This is a genomic window from Mesorhizobium sp. B2-4-15 (genome assembly GCF_006658505.1).
In the GTDB taxonomy this organism is placed as follows: Bacteria; Pseudomonadota; Alphaproteobacteria; order Rhizobiales; family Rhizobiaceae; genus Mesorhizobium.
This window is the reverse complement of the sequence record NZ_VFUZ01000028.1, coordinates 1-14935: the sequence shown is the minus strand read 5'-3', so window position 1 is coordinate 14935 and position 14935 is coordinate 1. Positions and strand designations below refer to the sequence as shown.

General features: G+C 63.3%; 13 protein-coding genes. 5 read left to right on the top strand and 8 right to left on the bottom strand.

The annotated features are described in order from the left end of the window. The first annotated feature begins 3 nt into the window (after window positions 1-3). Genes FJ930_RS25290 through mmsB form a run of 3 tightly spaced genes read left to right on the top strand, consistent with a single transcriptional unit; the run spans window position 4 to window position 2506 of the window. Window positions 4-1170, top strand: a complete 1167-nt coding sequence (locus FJ930_RS25290; protein ID WP_141840557.1) for an isobutyryl-CoA dehydrogenase — start codon at window positions 4-6, stop codon at window positions 1168-1170. Window positions 1171-1207: 37 nt separating this feature from the next. After that, window positions 1208-1576: a four helix bundle protein gene (locus FJ930_RS25285; protein WP_141840556.1), complete on the top strand. Its 369-nt coding sequence runs from the start codon at window positions 1208-1210 to the stop codon at window positions 1574-1576. Between the two features lie 45 nt (window positions 1577-1621). Next, a complete protein-coding gene (mmsB, locus tag FJ930_RS25280; RefSeq protein WP_140740930.1) occupies window positions 1622-2506 on the top strand; it encodes a 3-hydroxyisobutyrate dehydrogenase in 885 nt (294 codons plus the stop codon). Between the two features lie 280 nt (window positions 2507-2786). On the opposite strand, the gene FJ930_RS25275 is transcribed toward mmsB, so the two are convergent. The 8 genes from FJ930_RS25275 to FJ930_RS25240 form a co-directional block, all read right to left on the bottom strand. Further along, window positions 2787-3431 carry a cytochrome c oxidase assembly factor Coa1 family protein gene (locus tag FJ930_RS25275; RefSeq protein WP_141840555.1) on the bottom strand — a complete coding sequence of 215 codons (645 nt, stop codon included), beginning with the start codon at window positions 3429-3431 and terminating at the stop codon, window positions 2787-2789. 115 nt (window positions 3432-3546) lie between these two features. Next, window positions 3547-3909, bottom strand: a complete 363-nt coding sequence (locus tag FJ930_RS25270) for a hypothetical protein (protein WP_140740927.1) — start codon at window positions 3907-3909, stop codon at window positions 3547-3549. Between the two features lie 129 nt (window positions 3910-4038). After that, on the bottom strand, window positions 4039-5418 hold the full coding sequence (locus FJ930_RS25265; protein ID WP_141840554.1) for an aspartate aminotransferase family protein: 1380 nt from the start codon (window positions 5416-5418) through the stop codon (window positions 4039-4041). Between the two features lie 50 nt (window positions 5419-5468). Next, complete coding sequence (locus FJ930_RS25260) at window positions 5469-5609, bottom strand: capsid protein (protein WP_140607626.1); 141 nt, start codon at window positions 5607-5609, stop codon at window positions 5469-5471. A gap of 68 nt (window positions 5610-5677) precedes the next feature. Next, the gene (locus FJ930_RS25255; protein WP_141840553.1) at window positions 5678-7741 is read right to left on the bottom strand and encodes a prolyl oligopeptidase family protein; all 2064 of its coding nucleotides are present in this window, start codon (window positions 7739-7741) and stop codon (window positions 5678-5680) included. Window positions 7742-7820: 79 nt separating this feature from the next. Next, complete coding sequence (locus FJ930_RS25250; RefSeq protein ID WP_181763462.1) at window positions 7821-8981, bottom strand: MFS transporter; 1161 nt, start codon at window positions 8979-8981, stop codon at window positions 7821-7823. Continuing rightward, window positions 8981-10162 carry an MFS transporter gene (locus FJ930_RS25245; protein WP_141840551.1) on the bottom strand — a complete coding sequence of 394 codons (1182 nt, stop codon included), beginning with the start codon at window positions 10160-10162 and terminating at the stop codon, window positions 8981-8983. Before FJ930_RS25245 ends, FJ930_RS25250 begins: the two co-directional genes overlap by 1 nt. Window positions 10163-10327: 165 nt before the next feature. Further along, window positions 10328-12235: a phospholipase D-like domain-containing protein gene (locus FJ930_RS25240; RefSeq protein WP_141840550.1), complete on the bottom strand. Its 1908-nt coding sequence runs from the start codon at window positions 12233-12235 to the stop codon at window positions 10328-10330. Window positions 12236-12494: 259 nt separating this feature from the next. Between FJ930_RS25240 and FJ930_RS25235 the strand changes: the two genes are divergently transcribed. Both FJ930_RS25235 and FJ930_RS25230 read left to right on the top strand, forming a co-directional pair. Continuing rightward, on the top strand, window positions 12495-14072 hold the full coding sequence (locus FJ930_RS25235; RefSeq protein ID WP_140740914.1) for a trimethylamine methyltransferase family protein: 1578 nt from the start codon (window positions 12495-12497) through the stop codon (window positions 14070-14072). A 96-nt stretch (window positions 14073-14168) separates the two neighbouring features. Further along, on the top strand, window positions 14169-14935 hold a 767-nt coding region (locus tag FJ930_RS25230), incomplete at its 3' end, for an FAD-binding oxidoreductase (protein ID WP_246677022.1).

Genomic DNA, 14935 nt, shown 5'->3' with positions numbered 1-14935 from the left:
GCCATGGACGCCGCGGTCGATGCGAGCACCAGCCAGTTCGAACTCAACGAGGAACAGCGCGCCATCCAGGAGATGGCCCAGGCCTTCGCGGCCGACCGCGTCGCGCCGAACGCGCTCGACTGGGACCGCAGGAAACATTTCCCCGCCGACGTAATCCGCGAAACCGGGCCGCTCGGCCTCGGCGGCATCTATATAAGGGATGATGTCGGCGGCTCCGCGCTCGGCCGACTCGATGCCGTGCTGATCTTCGAGGCGCTGTCGCACGCCGACCCGGCCTTTTCGTCCTTCATCTCGATCCACAACATGGTGGCCTCGATGATCGACCGCTTCGGCAATGAGGAGCAGCGCCAGCGCTTCCTGCCCAAGCTGACCTCGATGGAATGGCTGGCGAGCTACTGCCTGACCGAGCCGGGCTCGGGATCGGATGCGGCTGCCCTGAAGACACGCGCGGTGAAGAGCGGCGGCGACTACATCCTCAACGGCGCCAAGCAATTCATCTCCGGCGCCGGCGACAGCGACCTCTATGCCGTCATGGTGCGCACCGGTGCCGACGGGCCGAAAGGCATTTCCACCGTCATCGTGCCGAAAGACGCGCCCGGCCTCTCCTTCGGCGCCAACGAGCACAAGATGGGCTGGCACATGCAGTCGACGCGCCAGGTCATCTTCGAGGATTGCAAGGTGCCGGCCGAAAACCTTCTGTCGGGTGAAGGCGCCGGCTTCGGCATCGCCATGGCCGGCCTCGACGGCGGCCGGCTGAACATCGCCGCCTGTTCGCTGGGCGGCGCGCAGTCGGCGCTCGACAAGGCGCTGTCCTACACGGCCGAGCGCAAGGCCTTCGGCTCGAAAATCAACCAGTTCCAGGCTTTGCAGTTCAAGCTGGCCGACATGGAGACAGAACTGCAGGCCGCGCGCATCTTCCTCTATGCCGCCGCCTCCAAACTCGACCGCAAGGCGCCGGATGCCGGCAAATGGTCCGCGATGGCCAAGCGCTTCGTCACCGACACCGGCTTCAACGTCGCCGACAGCGCGCTGCAGCTGCTTGGCGGCTACGGCTACCTGCATGACTACGGCATCGAGAAGCTGGTGCGTGACCTGCGCGTCCACCAGATCCTCGAAGGCACCAACGAGATCATGCGCGTCATCATCGCGCGCGCCCTGATTGGCCGGTAAAATAAGTAGGCAGTAGGCAGTAGGCAGTAGGCAAAAGATGACCGGCAAGATCAATTCGTACAGGGATCTTTTCGTGTGGCAGCAGGCGATGGATCTGGCCGTCGCTACCTACTCGTTGACCAGGACGTGGCCAAAAGAAGAACTGTATGGGCTGACCAGCCAGATCCGTCGTTCAGCAAACTCCATTCCTGCGAACATCGCGGAAGGGTATGGCCGAGACAATAGAGGCTCTTATCAGCAATTTCTTAGGATTGCCCAAGGCTCGCTGAAGGAGTTCGAAACACACCTCCAGATCACTGAACGCGTCGGCTTAGCCACGCATGATCAAACAAATCAGATGCTGTTAGCGACCGCGGGCATCGGGAAAATGCTTCGCCAACTTATCATCAAACTTGCACCCGAATAGTCGCCTACTGCCTAAAGGCCTCACCCCAAATCACGGAGCGCCCATATGACCACCATCGCCTTCATCGGCCTCGGCAATATGGGCAATCCAATGGCCGCCAATCTGGTCAAGGCCGGACATACGGTGCATGGCTTCGACCTGGTTCCGGAGAACCTGACCGTCGCGAGGGAGCACGGCGTCGTCGTCATGGCCAACGCGCCGGCCGCAGTGAAGGACGCCGACGTGGTCATCACGATGCTGCCGGCCGGCAAGCACGTGCTGTCGGTCCATGAAGACATCGCGCCGAAGGCCAGGAAAGGCGCGCTGTTCATCGACTCCTCGACGATTGACGTCGATTCGGCACGCAAGGCGCATGCCATCGCGGCGAAACACGGCCTGCTGTCGATCGACGCCCCTGTTTCCGGCGGCACCGGCGGCGCCACGGCCGGCACGCTGACCTTCATGGCCGGGGGCTCCGACGATGCATTCGCCACGGCCGAACCAATCCTCAAGCCAATGGCCGGCCGCATCGTCCATTGCGGCGGCGACGGCGCCGGCCAGGCGGCGAAGATCTGCAACAACATGATCCTCGGCATTTCGATGATCGGCGTCGCCGAGGCCTTCGTGCTGGCGGAGAAACTGGGCCTGTCGCATCAGGCGTTGTTCGACGTTGCCTCGACATCTTCAGGCCAGTGCTGGTCGCTGACCACCTATTGCCCGGTGCCCGGCCCGGTGCCCACCTCGCCCGCCAACAAGGATTACAAACCGGGCTTTGCCGCCGCCCTTATGCTGAAAGACCTGAAACTGTCGCAGGAAGCAGCACTTGGCGCGGGCGCGGTGACGCCACTTGGTGCTGAAGCGGCACAACTCTATGCCCTGTTCAACGCCCAGGGGCATGGCGGCGCCGATTTCTCCGGTATAATTAATTTTCTGCGCGGCACCCCTGCGTAACTAACGGATTTGATGGGCTTTTTCCTGATCCATCCGGCGGGACGGCCGTAAATTTAGATTTGCTTAAGCTCTCGATAACTCCGCGGTAACGATGTCCCTATAAAACGGATTGCGAGGCGGACATATCGCATCCGCCCGGCGCTCCGGATCAGGTCTCGCGTACCGGAGCCCGTAGGTTTCGCCAAGTGTTGAGTAGCGAAACGCCATGCGTATCTGGCAAAGCCGCGTTCCCGACGGAGCGCGGTTTTTGCTTTCCGCCGCGCCTGATCCGGGCTGGAGCCTATATTCCGATCGCGGCGTTCGGGATCGGCACGTGATCTTCATTGGTCAACACGATCGGCGCATCGAAACCGTCCACCCTGATCACGAGCAGGCGCATGCTCCATATGCCTGCATTGCGAACCAGGTGGGAGAACACTGTCCCCTTGCCCTTGGCGCCGTGAACGGGAATGCTGAACTGGGCATCGCCCGCCCCATTCGCATTGACGTTGAGATGGCCGCCGACCCAGAAATTGTCGGTCACATCGTCACCAATGGCGGCCTTCACGCGGCTGTCGGCGCGAATGGCATCCATGGTCATGTGATAGGCACCATTACCTTTGAGCATAAACGGGACGCTGCCGACCATCGTCGCGCAGCCGCCTATACTGACCACCCAGACGGCAAGGCCCGCGATTGCCCAGTTGCGCTGCGTCCTGCGGAATTGTTCCGCATCGCGCCAGGTCCTGTTCCGCCAGGCCCAGCGGCTGCCGCGTGCCCCAAGCACGAAGATCATGATGAGGTTGACGACCGGGATCAGCGCCAGCAGCGCGATGAAAGTGTTGTTGCCGATGCCCCAGATCCAGTTGAGGAAGAAGGCGCCCCAATTCCAGCGATCGAGCTCGGCCGGGATTTCGGCTGGCTGATTGAGCGGTTGTGCTGCCATGCTGTCTCCCGTCGGTGTGTATACCGACCGGTTTTAAAGCAACTCCAGGAAAAGTGTGAAACGGTTTTCCGCCCGGAATCGTGCCAACGCAAAAATCAAGGTACGCCGCCCCGTTTCAAGCCTTTGACGAAAGCCGGCGAAAATTCGCCTTCACCGCCCGGCTGGCCGGCTTCAGCGCGGCGCTGATCGACCGTTCAGCCGCGACGCCGTTGAGCAGCGACGGTGTGTGGCCGGAAAGAACCTCCGGCCAGAAACGGGACGCCGACTGCAGAAAAGACATTTGCGCCGCAACCGCGCCCTCGGCCATTGCGACGGTCTTCTCGGTGACCGCCCTTGCCGTCTCCGCGCTCCAGGGCTCGCCGCTCCGGGCCTCCATGGCCATCAGTGGCAAGCGCATCATCGCCACCATCGGCGCCAGCATCAGGCCCGCGCCGATGCTGTTCGCTTCCTGCACGCGTCGACGTCTGGTCTTTCTCATGGAAGCCCCCTTCGCGGCCGGATCGACCGCCGCTCACACTACGCGCCAAAAGTGAGATCGTTCCCTGGCCAGGATGGTATCTTCTCGATACCGGACGTCTCCTTGGAGAAACGCCCGGTCGAGCTTCGTCTACCGCTTGCGCAGATCCGCCCGTGCCAAATCCAGCGCTTTGCCGATACGCTCGCAGGCCATGTCGATGGTGTCGCGGGTCCAGATCAGCGGCGGCGACAGGATCATGGTGTCGCCTGTAGCGCGCAGCATCATGCCGTTGGCGATCGCATGGTCGCGCACCGTCACCGCGGCACTTCCCGACGGCAGGAACCGTTCCTTGGTTGCCTTATCCTTGACGATTTCGATCGCGCCCATCAGTCCGATCGAGCGCACTTCGCCAACCAGATCATGCCCGGCAATACGCTCTTGCAGAGCCTTGGCGAAATAGGGCCCGGTGTCGTTCCTGACGCGGTCGACCAGGCCTTCCCGTTCGATGATCTCCAGGTTCTTCAACGCCACCGCGCAAGCCACGGGATGGCCGGAATAGGTGTAGCCGTGATTGAACTCGCCGCCCTTCTCGACCAGCGTCGAGGCAATGCGGTCGCCCACCAGCAGTGCCGACAGCGGCTGGTAGCCCGAGGTCAGCGCCTTGGCCGTGGTGATGGTGTCCGCTTCGATGCCGAAGGTCTGCGCGGCAAACCACTCGCCCGTGCGGCCGTAGCCGGTGATGACCTCGTCCAGCATCAACAGCACATCGTATTTGCGGCAGATGCGCTGCACTTCGGGCCAGTAACTGGCCGGCGGGATCTTGACGCCGCCCGCGCCCATTACCGGCTCGCCGATGAATGCCGCGACCTTGTCGGCGCCGGCCTCGATGATCGCATCCTCGACCGATTTGGCCGCGCGCAGGCCGAAATCATGATCGCTCTCGCCCGGCAGCGCCAGTTCGTAGGCATAGGGCATCATCACATGGACGATGTTGGGCACGGCCCCGTTGAGCTGCTTGTGCATGGCATCCATGCCGCCGAGCGAAGTGCCGGCGATGGTCGAGCCGTGATAGGCCATCTTGCGCGAGATGACGCGGTTCTTCTCCGGCTTGCCCTCCAGCGCCCAGTAATGGCGCACAAGACGCAACGCGGTGTCGTTGGCCTCCGAACCGGATGACCCATAGAACACCTGGTTGACGTTGCGTGGCGCGATTTCGGCCAGCTTCTTCGACAACAGCACCGGCGTCGGCGTCGAGCATTTGAAAAAGGAATTGTAGTAAGGCAATTCCTTCATCTGGGCATAGGCGGCCTCGGCCAGTTCGTCGCGGCCATAGCCGATGTTGACGCACCACAGGCCGGCCATGCCGTCGAGCAGTTCCGCCCCTTCGGAATCGTAGATGAACGGGCCATTGGCGTGGGTGATGACGCGCGAGCCGGCATCGCGCAATTCCTTGTGGTCGGTGAAGGGATGCAGGTGATGCGCGGCGTCGATCTGCTGAAGCTGCTTCAGCGAATAATTTTGATAGGTCATGTCTGGATCTTTCCTCTGGATTCAATCCGGCTGGCGCCGGGGCGAATGCATCAGAGGCAGGCAGGCGGCGAATAGCCGATGCGGGCGCACAGCCGCAAAAGCTCGGCGCGCAGCGTGCGCGGTGACGGTGTCACCGCGACCCGGAATGCGCGAGCCCCAACTGCGCTGACCAATATCCTGACGAGAGCCATGGCCGGCACCTTAGAGCAAAGGCTGGTCGAGGTGAACCACCCTTCGCTTGGCCCATGAGGGAATGTGTCTACGCCTTGGCGCTCAGCGCCCTCTGCAGGAACACGTATTTCATCGCCGCCTGCGCCGCCTGGGGCCGGCGGTCACCGCGCCCGCCATGGCCGCCTTCGGTCTCCTCGAAGAACAGCGCCTTTGCATGACCGGCTTCTTGCATCCGCGCCGCCATTTTGCGCGCATGGCCGGGATGGACGCGATCATCGGCGGTCGAGGTGGTCAAGAGCACCGGCGGATAAGCGGCATCCGCCGTGACATGCTGGTAGGGCGAATAGGCGGAAAGCCATTTCGCGTCTTCCGGCTTCGACGGATCGCCATATTCGGCCATCCACGAAGCACCCGGCGGCAATTCGGTGTAGCGCAGCATGTCGAGTAGCGGCACCTCGACGATGACCGCGCCGAAAAGCTCGGGGTGCTGCGTCAGGGAAACGCCGGTCAGCAGGCCGCCATTCGAGCCGCCCTGGATGCCGAGCGAGGCAGCCGTGGCGATGCCGCGCCTGACGACATCCTCAGCCACCGCGGCAAAGTCATCGAAGCCGTTCTGGCGCTTGCCTTTCAGCGCCGCCTGATGCCAGGCCGGCCCGAACTCGCCGCCGCCACGAATGCAGGCCTGCACATAGGCATTGCCCTTCTCCAGCCACAGCCTGCCACGCACACCGGCATAGCCGGGCAGCAGCGGCACTTCGAAGCCGCCATAGCCATAGAGCAGCGTCGGCACCGGCCCCTTCTGATCGCGACGCCTGACGACGAAGTATGGGATCATCGTACCATCCTTCGAGCGCGCCTCGAACTGCTCCGAGATCAGCGGCGAGGCATCGAAACGCGCCGGCTGCGACTTCACCGTCGCAAGCGTCTTGCCATCGTCATCGGACCAGATGATCGAACTCGGCGTCAGGAAATCGGTGAAGGAGAAGGACACGCTGGAGCCGAAATGCTCGGCATGGCTGATGCCGACGGTGCCGTTTTCGGGCAGTGGGACGGGCTTCAGCGACCAAGCGCTGTCGTTGCGCTGGCAGACGAGCACCTTACCCCGCACATTGTCCATCAGGCTGATGAACAGCCGGTCCTGCGTTCTGGCGAGCCCGGCAATCGACACGCGATGTGTCGGCGCCAACAAGGTTTCGATGGCGCCAAAACCGCCGGTTTCGATCCAGCGCGCGAAGTCGAGCGAATAGAGCCCGTCGGGCTGGCACGCCGTGCCGTCCGGCGCCGTCCAGGGCGTGCGCACCCCGAACACCAGCTGATCCTTGAAAAGTGCCGTGTCAGTGACGTCGTCCGGCAGCGGGATGCGCCTGTTTTCACCTGATGGGAGATGCAGGAAACTGTGCGATGCGAAGAAATTGAGCGTCCGCGCCAAAAAAAGATGACGCTTGTCGCCGTCGAACTCGACGCCGGCGCCAACCGCGAGATCCTCGGTCTTTCCCTCGAAGATCGGCGTCGCGTCTTCGAGTTTCGTGCCGCGCTTCCAGAGTTTGACCACGCGCGGATAACCGGATTCGGTCTTGTCCGCGTCCTCGAAGGCCGCCGAGACGATGACCGTGTCCTTGTCTAGCCAGCCGAAACCCGACTTGGAGGCCGGTGCGTGAAACCCACCTTCGATAAACGATTTGGTGTCGATGTCGAATTCGCGCATCTCGCTGGCGTCGCCGCCATCCGGCGACATCGAGAGCAGGCAGCGGCTGAAGTCCGGATAGAGCCGGCTGGCGCCGCTGAACACCCATTTTATCCCTTCCTTCGCCGCGAGCTGGTCGAAGTCGATGATTGTCTCCCACTCAGGCTTGTCGGTCTTGTAGGAGGCGACCGTCGTGCGGCGCCACAGGCCGAGCGCATTGGTCTTGTCCTGCCAGAAATTATAGACATGGCCGGCGATGGCCGCACCGACAGCGATGTTGTCCTCGGCCGTCATCAGGTCGAGCGCCGTCTGGAACGACGCCTGATAGGATGGATCGCCCTGCAGTTCGCCAACGGTGATCTCGTTCTGGCGGTGCACCCAGTCAAGCGACTGCTTGCTCGTCCTGTCCTCCAGCCAGAGGAAGGGGTCTTCATGAGCGAATTCTGGCTTGGCGATGGGCTTGGTCATGGAATCTCCGATTGCTTCGGCATGCAACATCGACATGCCATGTCCGATATTCAATAGCTGCCGCATATCGGAAGAGGATTCAGGCCTTCCCACGACCGATGACAGTGGCGAGCGCCAGTGCAAGGCAAAGCAAGCCAAGCGTGATCGGCAGGCCTGTGACGCCGAGCACATCCATGGCGCTTCCCGCCACCGGCGGCACGGAAATGCCGCCAACGCCCCACATCAGCGAGAATGCGGCATTGCCGGCCACCAGTGTCGAGCCGCTAAAGCGCTCGCCGAGTTCGATGATCGACATGGTGTAGATGCCATAGGAAACAGCGCCCCAGATGAAGATCGTCGGCCATATCAGCGGCGTCTCGATGAGAAGCGGCAACAGCATGCATCCGAGCGTCGTGACAACGGTGCAGAAGAGCCGCACGAGCCGTGCGGTCAGCCTCTCCGCCAGCAGGCCAAGTGGCACCTGCATGGCGATGTTGCCGGCAATCATCACCGACAGCAGCGCCGACATGCGGGTTTCGGCGATGCCATAATGCGTGCCATAGACCGGCAGCAGCGCCAGGGACGCCTGCTCGAAGCCTGCCGCGACGATCACCGCAAACAAGAGCAGCCAGGCCAGCGGCACGAAGCCGAGGACCGAAACCTGGTGACCGGCTTCGTCCACCTTCGGCAGGCGCGGCAGCACCGAAGCCAGGCAGATGCCGCACAGCATGAAGGCGCAAATGCCGACGAGGAATGGCGGCCAGCCTTCCGTGCCGACGGCAAGCAGGCAGAGCGGGCCAGCGGCGAAGCCGGCCGAAATGATCGTCGAATAGACGCCCATGATGCGGCCGCGCCGCGCCGGCGGCGCCAATGCGATCACCCAGATTTCGCTCAGCACATAGAGCGGGTTGGTCACCACGCCAATCAGGAAGCGCAGCAGAAACCAGAGATAGACATTCTGCGTCCAGCCGATCAGCGCCAGCATGACAGCCGAAAGTGCAGCACAAGTGAGCGCCGTGCGCCCCGCCCCGAACCGCCGCGCCAGCCCTGGTATCAAAGGCGATGACAGGATGAAGCCAATCGGCGTCATGGCAGCCGACAGGCCGATCATCGCCGGCGAGACACCCTGCCGCTGCAGGATGAAGCTCAGCAGCGGGTAGGACAGCCCTTGCGCGAGGGCGAACACGGAGACGGTCGCGATCACGCCGGTGATGGCGGCCCACTGCAGGGCTTCCTCGCCCTTGTCCGAACCCGCCACCATCAAGCCTTGCCGCTCTGGCGCGCGGACGAGCGATAGAGCGCGAAGATCACCAGCAAGGCGTCAAGGCCCGCGATCACCACGGGCAGGCCCACCGGGCCGATGCCCTGCATCAGCAGGCCGGCGCCGGGCGGGCCGACAATGCCGCCAACGCCCCACAGCAAGGCGAAAGCCGCATTGCCGGTGACGAGCAGCGTGCCCTTGAAGCGGCTGCCGAGCTCGACCAGCGCCATCGTGTAGACGCCGTAGCCGACCGCGCCCATCACCAGCAGCACCATCCAGATCAGCGGCGTCATGATCAGCAGCGGCAGCAGGGCCGCGCAAATTGCGGTCGCCACGGCACAGGCCAGGATCATGGGGCGGCCGCCGAAGCGTTCGGCGAGCAGGCCAAGCGGGATCTGCAGCAGGATGTTGCCCAGGGACAGCGCCATCACCAGCGCTGCGAGCACGGCTTCCGGCAGGCCATAGCCGGCGCCGAAGACCGGAACCAGCGCATAAGTGCTTTGCTGGACGGCGGCCGACACCAGCACCGCCAGCAGCAGCGCCGGCGCCAGCCGGGCAAAACCGACAAAGCTGCCGGCCGGTTGCCCGTCGTCCTCGAAACCGGTGAGCCTTGAAGAGACAAGGCGCAGGATGACAGCGCAAAGCACGAAGCCGCCAATGCCGACGCTGAAGGGAGCCCAGCCTTCCGTCCCAACCATGGTCAGGGTGAAGGGACCTGCCGCGTAGCCGGCGCCCATCAGCGTGTTGAACACGCCCATCACGCGACCGCGCCGCGAGGGCGGCGCCAGCGACAGCGCCCACACCTCACCGAGAATGTAGAGCGGATTGATGACCACGCCGATCAGAAAGCGGATGACGTACCAGGCCACCCAGTTCTGCAGATAACCGATGCCCAGGAAGCAGAGCGCTCCGATCAGCGAGCAACTGACCGCCAGCGTGCGCGCACCAACCAGCCGTACGGCCGCCGGCACGAACGACGCCGACAGGATCAGACCGAGCGGCATCATCGCCGCCGACAGGCCGATCAATCCCGGCGACATGCCTTGCTTCTGCATCAGGAGCGTGAACAGCGGCGAGCTCAACCCCTGCGCGGCGCCGAACATGGCAAGTGCCGCGGTGACGCCGGCCAGCGCTGCCCACTGCGTTCCCGCTTCGCCTTCGCTCGAGCCGGTTGCGACCATTCCGTCAATCCATGTGAAGTGCCGGCTGACCTCCCGGCCGGCAAGGTCATTAGCTATTGGTTCGATCGGAGGAAAGAAAGGGCCGGCAAGCCAAATCCGCTTACGCCAATGGATCCGCCCGCTCGGCCGCGATGGCAGAACGGAATGAATGGCAAGTACCCAGCGCTACGGAAAATAGCGGGCAATCGCGCCCTTCTTGCCGTCGGCGTAAGGCTTCAGCCACTGGTCGTCGGTGGAAAGCCCGTCATTGTCGGAGGGCCCCTTGCCGATCGTCCTGCGCCAGGCGCGGAACTTGTAATGGTCGAACACGTCGAGCATGTGCACCGCGTAGGCGGCCGCGAAGGTCTTGTCGCCTTCGACGATCACAAGGTTCTCGTCATTTTCGTAAGAGGCCTTGTAACCGAGATTGTGGCTGCCCGTGATGACCGTGGCGTTCTCCTCCATCGGATCGATGATGACGATCTTGTCGTGCACGATCGCATGGCCGACGGTCAGCACCTCAGCCTGGAAGTCGCGGGCGATGGTGGCGCCGGTCAGGTTCGCCGCCCGCACGATGGAGACGTTCGGCGCCTCCCAGACTTTTTCTGGATAGACGAAGGGCGCCTTGCCGTCCTTGTTCGACTTATGGGTGACCGGATCCTTGGTCGGCGCGACATAGTTGGGCATGGCGGTTTCGTCGCTTATCGCGCCCTGCACGATCAGCTTCGGATCGGCCTTCGCCGCCGCGACGGCCTGGTCGACGATCGAGTTTTCGCCGAGCAGCGAGGGATTGAACACAAGAAACAGCACCGCCCGCTTCGCCGCCCTGATGCGGGCGAAGACATCCTCGAGATCCACCGGCCGCACCGAGATGTCCTTCTTGTTGCGGTCGGGATCGTTCGGTGAAAACCAGATCGTCATGCCGTCCAGCGCCGCCGTGGCGCCGTTCAGCGGGTTTGGCACGTGGTTTTCCTTGCGAAACGGCACGCCTTGCGTATGCGCCACGCGGCCGGCAGCGCTTTCCGAGGCCGGCGGCGGAAAGACGTCGGCCTTCATGCGATCCCAGTAGGCGTCGAAGATTTCGGCCATTGCAGGATCGTCGCGGATGAAGGCGTTGTTGGACTGCCCGCAAATGCCCGTCGACGTCCAGTTGGTGCTGCCGGTCATCACCGCTTGCTGCTTCCCCTGGGCGTCGCGGTAGACGGCAAACTTGTTGTGGCCGATATGGTTGTTGTTGAAGAGGCGATCCGTCACCACGACGCCCGCGTCGTGCAGGCGCTTCCTGTAGGGCGCGTTGCCGGCGTCCCAGGCTTTGGTCTGATCGTCCTTGCCCGAATTGGAGAGAATGACCTCCACGACATCCTTCGCGGCGATGATGGCGTCGCACAGCTCGTCGTCGCCAAGCTCGTAAAGCGCAAGCCGGACGGTGCCGCCGTCCGTCTTGGCCCGTTTCAGCAGACTGGTCAGCACGTCGGGCACATCGCCATGCAGATAGGCGCGTATCTTGCTGGTCGGATCCTGCAGCACCGCCCTGATCTTGTCGCGCTGCCCGACCTTGATGCCGGCTTCCGCCAGCGCATGCGACATCCATTGCGTCGACAGCACGCCATTGGTGAAGGCCACACGCGCCTTTCCGAACATCTGCCCAAGGAAGATCGGTGGGCTGACTGCGCCCTGGCCGAGATAGCCCAGCGGCCGCGCCGGCCCGGTGTAAGCGGGCTTGCCGTCGACGACCTGCTCGGGTCGCACCGGCACTGGATCGAGACCGGGCTTCATGTCGCCTACCGGGCGCACCCGATAGGCAATCAATTCACCGTCCGGTCTGACGTCGATGCTGTCGCGGCGCCGCCGCACGGTGAGATCGCGCCAGAACGTCTTCTGCACCGGCCAGACGCCGGTATCCTGGGGAATCCAGTCCTTGTTGCTCTGGCCCTTGAAGGGCACCCAGGACGCCAGGCAACGCTCTTCGCCTGTATCGGGATAGAGGCGCACGATCTCGAAACCCAGGCAGTCCGGGATCATCCCGTCTATGTCCCAGGAAAGGAATGCGACTTCATTGTTTGTCGCGGCACGCACTTTGACGACATCAGGCATTGGCTGTCCCTCCAAGGACGTTCAGCCAGAAAGTATATCAAAAGTAAAAGACGGTACTGTAACGCGCGCCCCGTCGGTATCCATTCGCCCGGCCGCGCTCAGCACTTGCTGGCGCGTCACGGTGACAAGGCGAGGTCCCCGCCATGCAACTGCCGTTCCGGCATGTCGCTTCCCTCGCTCTAGTGGTCGCCGCCTCCGCAATGGCCGGACAGCCGCCGGTCCATTATGCCGCCCACTTTCGCATCCTACGAGGCTCCTCATGACCGCCGCCCTTCAACCCGCCGAACCGGCTCCGGCAACCGATCGCGCCCGTCGGGGCGGCCGCGCCGGAAAGCGCGCCGGTGGCTCGGCCGCGTTCGAGCAGCCGGCCTTCCGCCAGCTGAAAAACCCGTTGCAGCCGACCAGGCTGGTATCAGAGGACGAGCTGGAATCGATCCATCTCGCCTCCTTGCGCGTGCTCAGGGAAATCGGCGTCGACGTGCTGCACGACGAAGCCCGCCGCATCATGAAGGCGCATGGCGCCGACGTGCGCGAAGGCAGCGAGCGGGTTCGCTTCGACAGCGACATGATCCTCGAGCTTGTTTCGCACTGCCCGTCCGAATTCACCATCCATGCCCGCAATCCCGCGCACAATGTGCGCTTCGGCGGCGACAATCTGATCATCTCGATGATGGCGTCGGCGCCCAACTGCTCCGACATCGATCGCGGCCGCCGGCCCGGCAACCAGGCGGACTACCGCAACTTCCTGCGTCTGGCGCAGATGCACAACATCCTCAACTGCACCGGTGGCTATCCGGTCGAGCCGATCGATATCCATCCATCGGTTCGCCATCTGGAATGCGTCCGCGACCTCGCCACGCTCACCGACAAGGTGTTCCACATCTATTCGCTGGGCAAGGAGCGCAATGTCGACGGCATCGAGATCACCCGCATCGCGCGCGGCATCAGCCGGGAGCAGCTGATGGCGGAGCCTTCGGTCTTCACCATCATCAACACCAATTCGCCGCTCAAGCTCGACGTGCCGATGATGGAAGGCATCATCCAGATGTCGAGCATGGGCCAGGTCGTCATCGTCACGCCGTTCACCCTGTCGGGCGCCATGGCCCCGGTCACCATCGCCGGCGCGCTGGTGCAGCAGAATGCGGAGGCGCTGTCCGGCATCGCCTTTGCGCAGATGGTCAAGAAGGGCGCACCGGTCGGCTATGGCGGCTTCACCTCCAATGTCGACATGAAATCCGGCGCGCCGGCCTTCGGCACGCCGGAATACATGAAGGCGCAGCTCGTCGGTGGCCAGCTTGCCCGCCGCTACAAGATCCCCTACCGCACCTCCAACACCTGCGCCGCCAACACGGTCGATGCACAGGCGGCCTATGAGAGCGTGTTCTCGCTGTGGGGCGCGGTGCAAGGCGGCGGCAATCTGATGATGCACGCGGCCGGCTGGCTGGAAGGCGGCCTGCGTTGCTCCTACGAGAAGACCATTCTGGATATCGACCTGCTGCAAATGGTGGCCGAATTCCTGACCCCACTCGACCTTTCCGACGAAGCGCTCGGCTTCGACGCCATCCAGTCGGTTGGCCCCGGCGGCCACTTCTTTGGCACCCAGCACACGCAGGACCGCTATAAGACCGCCTTCTATTCGCCGATCCTGTCGGACTGGCGCAATTTCGAGACCTGGGCGGAAGCCGGATCGCCGACAGCGATGGAAAAAGCCAACAAGGTGTGGAAGGAACGTCTGGCCTCTTACGACGAGCCCTACATGGATCCAGCCATCCGCGAGGAGCTCAACGCCTTTGTCGCGAAGCGCACGGCCGAAGGCGGCGCGCCTACGGACTTCTAGACGGACCACCTTCTTGGGTTGTTCGATTTCGCTGCAATGCGATTCGCGGGCCTGCAAAATATCTGATTCAGTTTACACGAAAACGGACCTATCTTCATGAAATCCCATGTAAAAGCGGTTGTTATTGGCGGCGGCGTCGTCGGCTGCTCGGTTCTCTATCATCTGGCCAAGGCCGGCTGGACCGACATCATGCTGATCGAGCGTTCGGAGCTGACCTCCGGCTCGTCCTGGCACGCGGCGGGCGGCTTCCATACGCTGAACGGCGATCCCAACGTCGCCAAGCTGCAGGCCTATACGGTCCAGCTCTACAAGGAGATCGAGGAAATATCCGGCCAGTCCTGCTCGCTGCACCTGACCGGCGGCGTGATGATGGCCGATACGCCCGAGCGCATGGATTTCCTGCGGCTCGCCCACGCCAAGGGCCGCTATCTCGGCATGGACACCGAACTGATCACCCCCTCCGAAGCCAAGGCGATGTTCCCGCTGATGGACGAGACGAATTTCGTCGGCGCCATGTGGGATCCGGTCGAAGGCCATCTCGATCCCTCGGGCACCACCATCGCCTACTCCAAGGCGGCCAAGAAACTCGGCGCCGAGATCGTGCTGCGCAACCGCGTTGTCGACCTGACGCAGCAGCCGGACGGCACCTGGAACGTCGTCACCGAACAGGGCACGGTCCATGCCGAGCATGTCGTCAATTGCGGCGGCCTGTGGGCGCGCGAGATCGGCCGCATGGTCGGCGTCGAACTCCCGGTGCTTGCGATGGAGCACATGTACCTGCTCACCGCTTCAGCCAGGGTGGCGGCGTCGGCCTCGCTCTGTCGAACTGGATGGTGCATGGCGACCCGGGCTTCGACGTCTGG

Bases quoted from the DNA above. Each gene is read 5' to 3' on its own strand.
- FJ930_RS25285 (WP_141840556.1), top strand. From the start codon at position 1,208: ATGACCGGCAAGATCAATTCGTACAGGGATCTTTTCGTGTGGCAGCAG.
- FJ930_RS25260 (WP_140607626.1), bottom strand. From the start codon at position 5,609: ATGGCTCTCGTCAGGATATTGGTCAGCGCAGTTGGGGCTCGCGCATTC.
- FJ930_RS25275 (WP_141840555.1), bottom strand. From the start codon at position 3,431: ATGGCAGCACAACCGCTCAATCAGCCAGCCGAAATCCCGGCCGAGCTC.
- FJ930_RS25235 (WP_140740914.1), top strand. From the start codon at position 12,495: ATGACCGCCGCCCTTCAACCCGCCGAACCGGCTCCGGCAACCGATCGC.
- FJ930_RS25290 (WP_141840557.1), top strand. From the start codon at position 4: ATGGACGCCGCGGTCGATGCGAGCACCAGCCAGTTCGAACTCAACGAG.
- FJ930_RS25255 (WP_141840553.1), bottom strand. From the start codon at position 7,741: ATGACCAAGCCCATCGCCAAGCCAGAATTCGCTCATGAAGACCCCTTC.
- FJ930_RS25265 (WP_141840554.1), bottom strand. From the start codon at position 5,418: ATGACCTATCAAAATTATTCGCTGAAGCAGCTTCAGCAGATCGACGCC.
- mmsB (WP_140740930.1), top strand. From the start codon at position 1,622: ATGACCACCATCGCCTTCATCGGCCTCGGCAATATGGGCAATCCAATG.
- FJ930_RS25240 (WP_141840550.1), bottom strand. From the start codon at position 12,235: ATGCCTGATGTCGTCAAAGTGCGTGCCGCGACAAACAATGAAGTCGCA.
- FJ930_RS25250 (WP_181763462.1), bottom strand. From the start codon at position 8,981: ATGGTGGCGGGTTCGGACAAGGGCGAGGAAGCCCTGCAGTGGGCCGCC.
- FJ930_RS25245 (WP_141840551.1), bottom strand. From the start codon at position 10,162: ATGGTCGCAACCGGCTCGAGCGAAGGCGAAGCGGGAACGCAGTGGGCA.
- FJ930_RS25270 (WP_140740927.1), bottom strand. From the start codon at position 3,909: ATGAGAAAGACCAGACGTCGACGCGTGCAGGAAGCGAACAGCATCGGC.